This window comes from Paraburkholderia panacisoli, assembly GCF_008369935.1.
In the GTDB taxonomy this organism is placed as follows: domain Bacteria; phylum Pseudomonadota; class Gammaproteobacteria; order Burkholderiales; family Burkholderiaceae; genus Paraburkholderia; species Paraburkholderia panacisoli.
Window position 1 is genome coordinate 120,186 of sequence record NZ_VTUZ01000030.1, and the last position, 6,000, is coordinate 126,185.

A 6,000-nucleotide genomic window follows, 5' to 3' on the forward strand; every position below is an offset into this window, starting at 1 on the left:
CCAGTTGCTACATTCTTTTCGGGATCGCGATGGTGTAATCCAGATCGAGAACTACATTGCTTGGATAAGACACTTTGCCAAGCTTCGACCCTGGAAATTCGATTGATTCGGGCCGTGCATTTTTTACGCCGATCATGCGCAACCGAAGCCCACCAACATAATTTGAATCGAAGTCGAACTTGTCAATCACCTCAGTCGCACAAGCTATCGTGTCGGAAGCATAGGTAGGGTTAACGTGGCTTCCAGCGTTGATGGCCAAAATCGATAGACCGTTCTCAATCCCGTCATATGCCAACGCCTTGCAAATCGAAATTACGTGCCCCCCATAGACCAGTCTTTGCCCTCCGGCGGCTGCAGCCGAGAATTCGTCAAAATGTGCTTTTGCGGTGTTTTGGTAAAGGCGTGTGGCGATACTGTGATCACTATTGTTGATCGCCATTGCACCCGGATGAACTATGCGCTCACCCACGGCGTAGTCATCCCAAAGATCGCCCACACCTGTCGCCGAGCTGATGTTTTGCACAGCAGCGGTGTAGGCGCCCCACTGCAGATGATCAGCCGGGACCCATGGATCAAGAGACGGCACATCTTTCTCCAGACAATCGGCGCCGCTATCTCGCTTTCGAATCATCACCCATCGGATCCATGTCAGTACCTCGACTCCGTATTGGTTAGTTGCAATGGAACGCACATAAACTACCCCACTTTGCCTGCTCGAATTTTCCTTCAGGCCGATGATCTCGGATTTCACTGCGAGCGTGTCGTCAGGATAAACGGGAGCCACAAAGCGCACGTCCGAGTAACCGAGGTTAGCAATGGCGTTGAGTGAAATGTCAGGAACTGTCTTGCCAAAGGCCACATTAAAGACCAGCAAATCCTCCAACGGTCGCCGCTCAAAACCAAGCTGCCGGGCGTTGGTATCTGCAGTGTAAAGCGCTGCGCGACTACCCGTGAGACCAACATAAAGACTCTGGTCTCCCTCCGTCAGCGTACGTGGCGTTGCATGCGTGATTTTTGTGCCAACCTGAAAGTCCTCGAAGTAGTTCCCATTTCGTTCCTTCCCCACACTCCCTCCCGCTGCGGCATTTCACGCCAAAAATGTCTGACAACAATGTACGTACATAGTGGCATCCGATCTGAACCAAGTCAAGCAAACAGCACAAACTTTTTTGCACATCATACACATTTCGCTGCTAGTATGTCCGTACATACTATGCCTATCACACACGGATGCCGAGCCCAACGGTAGATAGAAGAGACCTATGCACAGACTTACCGACGAGCGACGCATGATTCAAGAGGCCGCACGGCAGTTCACCATGGAGCGAGTTCTGCCCATCGCGAACAAACTCGATCCGGAGAAAGGCAAGATCCCGCGCGAGCTGATCGACGAGATGGCCGAGTTAGGGTACTTCGGCATCCTCATCCCAGAGGAATATGGAGGACTTGGCCTCGGCGCGTACGAGTACTGTCTTGTCGCGGAACAGTTATCTCGCGGTTGGATGAGTGCGGCAAGCTTGATTGCGCGAGGCAACGGCCTGATCGGTGCGCTGAAGGCCTTGTCTCCTGAAAGGAAGGCTGAGTATCTGCCACGGATGGCGCGCGGCGAATTCCTCGGAGCATTTTCTCTGTCGGAGCCAAATGCAGGATCCGACATTGCCAATATCTCCTGCCATGCTGTACGCATCGGTAGCGAATGGGAGATCACGGGGAACAAGTACTGGTGCACCTTCGCCGATGATGCAGACTTCATTCTGGTGGTTGCCCGAACGGACGCTGCGATCGATCCGAAAGGCCGCCACCGGGGACTCAGCGCCTTTATTGTGGAAAAGCCGCGTGGACGGTTGCCAGAAAACGTGAAAGGTAGCGTTATTCCTAAAATTGGCTATCACGGATGGACGACTTGGGAGTTGGCCTTCGACGGATGTCGAGTCCCTGCGTCTGCCATAGTCGGAGACGAAGGCGCAGCGTTTTATCTGGCGACTGCAGGGCTAGAGACGGCGCGCGCGCATACCGCAGCCCGCTCCATAGGTCTGGCCCAAGGCAGCCTGGAAGACTCACTGCAGTATGCCCGGGAACGAAGCCAGTTCGGCTCGCCGATCGGTGACTTCCAAGCGATCCGCTTCAAGCTTGCTGATATGGCCACCCAGATCGAAGCGGCGCGCGCATTGCTCTATTCGGTGTGCGAGACGATTGACGAAGGTCAGCGATGCGATATGCAAGCCTCAATGGTGAAACTATTTGCAAGCGAGATGTCCGAACGGGTAACCAGTGAAGGTCTGCAGATTCACGGTGGAGCTGGCTACACCACTTATTTTGCAGCCGAGCGCTACTGGCGTGATGCCCGCCTAACGAAGATATTCGAAGGCACGTCGGAAATCCAGATGCGAATTATCTCAGACGCGTTGCTCGGCAAGGTCGTCTCATAACGTACCTAGACTCGCAGCCACATCAAAACATCGAACACCCAACAAATGGAAATGGAGCGAAAAATGGAGCTCACCAAGCAGCCAGGAGCCCTTTCCGGCCTTCGCGTCGTGGATTTGACGCAGATGCTTGCCGGCCCTTTTTGTACACAAATTTTGGCCGATCACGGTGCCGATGTCGTCAAAATTGAAACACTCAAGGGCGATGGCACGCGTCCGATAGGACCGTTTCGCGACGACGATACTCTTCGTGATTTTGGCGGATATTTTCAGAGCGTCAATCGGAACAAGCGTTCGATAGCAGTGGACTTGAAAACGGCCCATGGTTGCGCCGTTGTGCGTAAGCTGATTGACGGAGCAGACATCGTCGTTGAGAATTTTCGGTCTGGCGTTATGGAGAGACTTGGACTGTCTTTCGAGCGGTTGAAGGAAACCAACCCTCGCCTCGTCTACGGCGCCGTCCGCGGATTTGGCGACCCCCGGAGCGGCGAGAGTCCTTACGCAGACTGGCCTGCCTATGACGTCGTCGCACAGGCAATGGGCGGCATGATGGGCATTACAGGGCCGGACCGTAACACGCCGGTAAAGATTGGGCCCGGCATTGGCGACACAATTCCCGCGTTGATGCTCTGCATTGGCATTCTGGCGGCGGTCCACCGGGCTCGCGAATCCGGCGAGGGGCAGTTCGTCGACGTCGCAATGACAGACTGCATCCTAGCTGTGTGCGAACGCATCGTCTATCAGACGTCCTACACCGGCGTCGTGCCGGCGCCGGAAGGCAACCGTCATCCGCTGTACTGCCCTTTTGGCCTTTTCCGCGCCAGCGACGGTTACGTCTCCATTGCCTGTGTACACGACGAATTCTGGCGAAAACTCGCCACCGTTATCGGGCGCCCGGAGCTCATCGAGGACGAAGCGTTTGCCACCAATGAGGCTCGAGTGCAGAACGCACAACTGGTAGTCACGACTATAGAAGCATTCACGTCGACGCGCACGAAGGAGGAGCTGGCACAGTGTATCGGTGGCCGGGTGCCATTTGGTCCCGTCTATACCGCTGCGGAGATTTTCAACGACCCACATTACGAAGTCCGCGACATGTTGGTCACTGTCGAACAACCGGGCTCCGCGTCACCAGTGCAGATTGCAGGCGTACCAATCAAAATGAGTGCGACGCCTGGCCGCGTGCGGCACCGAGCGCCAATGCTCGGCGAGCACACGGACGAAATTCTGCTCGGGGCAGGTTACGCAGCGCGAGATATTGAAACGATGCGCGAGACGGGAGCAGTCCGCTAAGACGAAAGGGAAAGTGGGCTATGAGAGCCTGACGCCAAGTATGGGCTCTGCTCGATTCTCGCGAATATATTGACGGACGGGGCACAGGTCACCGGACAGCATCCTCCGGAACAAGAAAAAAGTCCCACCCATTGCTCGGCGTTGGCACCAGTGAGCCTCGATCGTAGATCGTATCGTCAATCCTCATCCGGCCGCACGTCCGATGCGAATCAGTATCCGCCTCTGGAGATGGCCCACTCGTCGACGCTGCGCGCCGCGTGATAGGAGCGGCTCGCTATATCTGAACCAGCGCTACGCTCCGATATCCAAAATGCACCGGGAACACCCTGCATGAAACACAGCAGTAACTCCCTTATCCCGAAGTGGCAAATCTGCAAATGCGTCGATCAGTTCATTGCTACGTTCGATCAAACTGCCGATACTCGTCCAACCACGCGAGATCTGCGCCGCCACGTCGCAGCGCTAGCAATGCATTGCGGTAAAATTCTTCATACACCTTAAACAAAGGATACCGAAATATCCAGTAACTTCCGCGATCTCCTCGATTTCGCGAGAAATCTGAACTTTTTTCCAGATTTGACTTTTTGTCTATCAACACGACGCGCGTCACTGCAGATTCACAAGTGACCTCCTGAGTTGCCCAGCGCCCTCTCCCAGCTCTTGCCTTCACGCTCAAGGTTGGTCTCTGCTATTCCATCGACCACCGTCAATATGTACGGACATACTAAATCAAATACACGATGGAAGTGGGTCTTCAGAGGGTTAACGACGAGGCAAAATCTCGAAAAAAAAGTTTACGGCGAATAAATTCGATTCTACTATGTCCGTACATACTGATGACTAGGACAGCTGTGGCTTCACGAAGATCAGGATGAAATAGTTGGGGATGACGAAGTCATTGAACTGAAGGAAAACTCGAACCGGAAAAGTAGTGTGAGCTATCTGAACATCCCCTGCCAGAGATTGGCGTGGACAGAAATCACTGGCCAAGTTTCGGTGGACCATGGTGCACAAACGTGACCATAGCTCACTTTGTGGCGAAGCAGTGGTTAGTGGCTCACGACGCCTACAGCACGGCGGCTAATTCGTCGAGACATTCACGATATCCACATGGTGGCCGTCGTCCCTGATCGTTGTCCTGAGTAACCTGCGGACCGACAGATATGAGCTTATTTTGAAGGACCCGAGTCCACGCTGAAAATGCTCTACGGGGTGTCCGGCAGAGGCGGGCAAGCTGGCGCTGCCAGTGGACAGGTTTGACAGGAGACCTCGCCGCAGTGAGTGCCATTGGTGATTTAGCCGAAGTTGTATCCGGGCAAACTGGACAACCGGAACCCTGTCTGCGGCATCACTGTGGACACGCGCTACCAGAAGCGCTTCTCCCAGCAATTTGTGTGGCCAGATCGACGGATAAGATATGCCTAGTGCGCTGAACGAGAAATTCACCAGAACAACTACGAGGGTAGCCGCCGCTGCTCGATTGATTCCCTTCGGCATTGATGACACGAAACGGCAAACGCTGTAGCCGAAGCCGCGACCTGTTGAGTACAACGAGGCGCGGCTGACGAACGGGACTTACGTTGAAGGAGAAGCGGATGAACGCGGAAAGGTCCTTGCGCTTTCTGGTGGAAAAATGGCTGACCCAAAATTTTGCTGCGCCGGTTCGCGTAATCAGATTCAGTCGCACGCTCCATAGTCGGACGCGTTATGTATGCGTTGAGGCGGAGCGGCCGGAGGGCTCGGTTGCCCTCTATTTCTTTCGGCACGATGATGGTGCGTGGCGCGTGTTCCCACCTGAGGCCGTGCGTCTAACAATACATGCTTACGCAAGTGTCGAGTAATCGGGGATATCGGCCGCAGCGAACACACCTACTGACCCACCAGGATCACTATGATGGACAAGTCACAATTCATAACGCTCGAGACCTTATGGAAATTAGAAACGTGGGCGTGCGCCTGGTTCGACGAAGCGCTTGAAGCGAAATTTATCAGCACTTCCTACTCTCCGGACGCCGCTACCCTGGATCTTCTACGAGGCTACTTCAGAGCCGGTCTGTCGCCCGCCGAAGCCGCTCATGCATGCTTTGGCGGCAGACACTAAGAGGTGGTTTCGACGTCCTCCCCGCCCTCAGCCTATGGCTCCCGCGCTGGGCGCTGGAAGGACGGGGATTCCTTCTATGAGCAGGAAGTTGTCAAGGCCTTTCATAAAGTGACTTGGTCTCGAATCATCGGCCGGGTCCTTCTGGCGCCTCCGCGCCGAAGCGCCGTAGAGCGGGGTCAA

General features: G+C 54.8%; 3 protein-coding genes. 2 read left to right on the plus strand and 1 reads right to left on the minus strand.

Annotated elements, in window-relative coordinates; all coding sequences use genetic code 11:
* Positions 1–7: 7 nt before the first annotated feature.
* Positions 8–1,066, minus strand: coding sequence for a MaoC family dehydratase (locus FVF58_RS33870; RefSeq protein WP_149674093.1), 1,059 nt, complete (start codon positions 1,064–1,066; stop codon positions 8–10).
* 196 nt (positions 1,067–1,262) lie between these two features.
* Here FVF58_RS33870 and FVF58_RS33875 point away from each other — a divergent pair, with 196 nt between their 5' ends.
* Both FVF58_RS33875 and FVF58_RS33880 read left to right on the plus strand, forming a co-directional pair.
* On the plus strand, positions 1,263–2,429 hold the full coding sequence (locus tag FVF58_RS33875) for an acyl-CoA dehydrogenase family protein (RefSeq protein ID WP_149674094.1): 1,167 nt from the start codon (positions 1,263–1,265) through the stop codon (positions 2,427–2,429).
* 63 nt (positions 2,430–2,492) lie between these two features.
* Positions 2,493–3,719 (plus strand): CaiB/BaiF CoA transferase family protein, encoded by a 1,227-nt coding sequence (locus FVF58_RS33880; protein WP_188131000.1) that lies wholly within the window; start codon positions 2,493–2,495, stop codon positions 3,717–3,719.
* Positions 3,720–6,000: the final 2,281 nt, after the last annotated feature.

What these genes read in the sequence shown, in the direction of transcription:
- FVF58_RS33875 (WP_149674094.1), top strand. Translation starts at nt 1,263, where the DNA reads ATGCACAGACTTACCGACGAGCGACGCATGATTCAAGAGGCCGCACGG.
- FVF58_RS33880 (WP_188131000.1), top strand. Translation starts at nt 2,493, where the DNA reads ATGGAGCTCACCAAGCAGCCAGGAGCCCTTTCCGGCCTTCGCGTCGTG.